Source organism: Stenotrophomonas sp. 05L44_2, assembly GCF_056665995.1.
This window is the reverse complement of sequence record NZ_JBFTNR010001021.1, coordinates 1-1,032: the sequence shown is the minus strand read 5'-3', so window position 1 is coordinate 1,032 and position 1,032 is coordinate 1. Positions and strand designations below refer to the sequence as shown.

The following is a 1,032-nucleotide window of genomic DNA, read 5'->3' as shown; positions in this document are numbered from 1 at the left end:
CCGAAACTGTCGTCCTGGCGCTGCTGCAGTGCTTTCCAGCCTGCGCTGTCCAGGCGCGGAGCCAGGCTCGACAGGGCGGGCTGCCCGTCGCGGTCCAGCAGGGCGTAGCCGCCGATGCCCTGGCCATCGATCATGTCCGAGGCGGCCGCACTGTCCAGCAGCAGCATCAACCACTGGCCCGGTTGCGGTCCGGCCTGTACCGGTTGTGCCAGAGCGACCCCGGCGTCGCCCGCGCGCAGCCAGTACACCGGATCGGTACCGGCAAGCGTGCCGCTGCGCTGCTGCAGTACATGCAGCGTGGGCAGGCCGGCGATGTCCACGTCGGCCTGGCCGCCGGCCAGCCAATGCGTTCCCTGCGCGTCGACCAGCAGCAGATGGGTCTGCAGGGTCTGCAGCGTGTGTTCTGCGCGCGGCGACAGCAGCAGGCGCTGGCCCGGCTTTCCACCCGGCCCGTCCAACGGCAGCTGGCGTACGCCCTCGCTGGACGGCGCCGACGGATCACCCACCACCACCGAATCGCCCAGATAGCGCAGCAGGGCCTCACGCTGGTCGAAGTAGATCTGCGCCCTGTACGCGGCGGCATTCATGTCGCGGCGGTGGCTGGAGATATCTTCGGTCAACGCGGTCAGCAGGTAGAAGCCGGTGGCGGCAGCCAGGCACAGGAACACGCACACCGTCAGCCAGCGCAGCAGCACCGAAGCGGTGGTCGGCGGTGCGACCAGGGGCAGGGAAGGGCGAGGGAATCGGAACATGCACCGATCCTAGGGACGACGGTCACCCGCCCGGAATCAGCCATGTCCTAAAAAGCGGCGCGCCCGCCGTGGAGGCCGCCGCCGGCGGGGAACCGTTCAGGCTGGGGCAGCGGCAGGCGGTCAAAAAAAGACCCCCGCCGAAGCGGGGGTCTGTGGCGAGCCAGCAGCAGGGCGTCCTTACAGCGCGCTGCCACCGAACTTGTGGGTGTACTGCAGGTTGATGGTACGGCCGACGCTGTCGAACCAGGACACGTCGTAGTACGGGTACGCCGTATAGGTC

At 68.8% G+C, this 1,032-nt stretch carries 1 pseudogene; it reads right to left on the bottom strand.

The features are described from left to right. Positions 1-752, bottom strand: a pseudogene (locus tag AC1VAN_RS22810) (response regulator); the annotation flags it as partial. Positions 753-1,032: the final 280 nt, after the last annotated feature.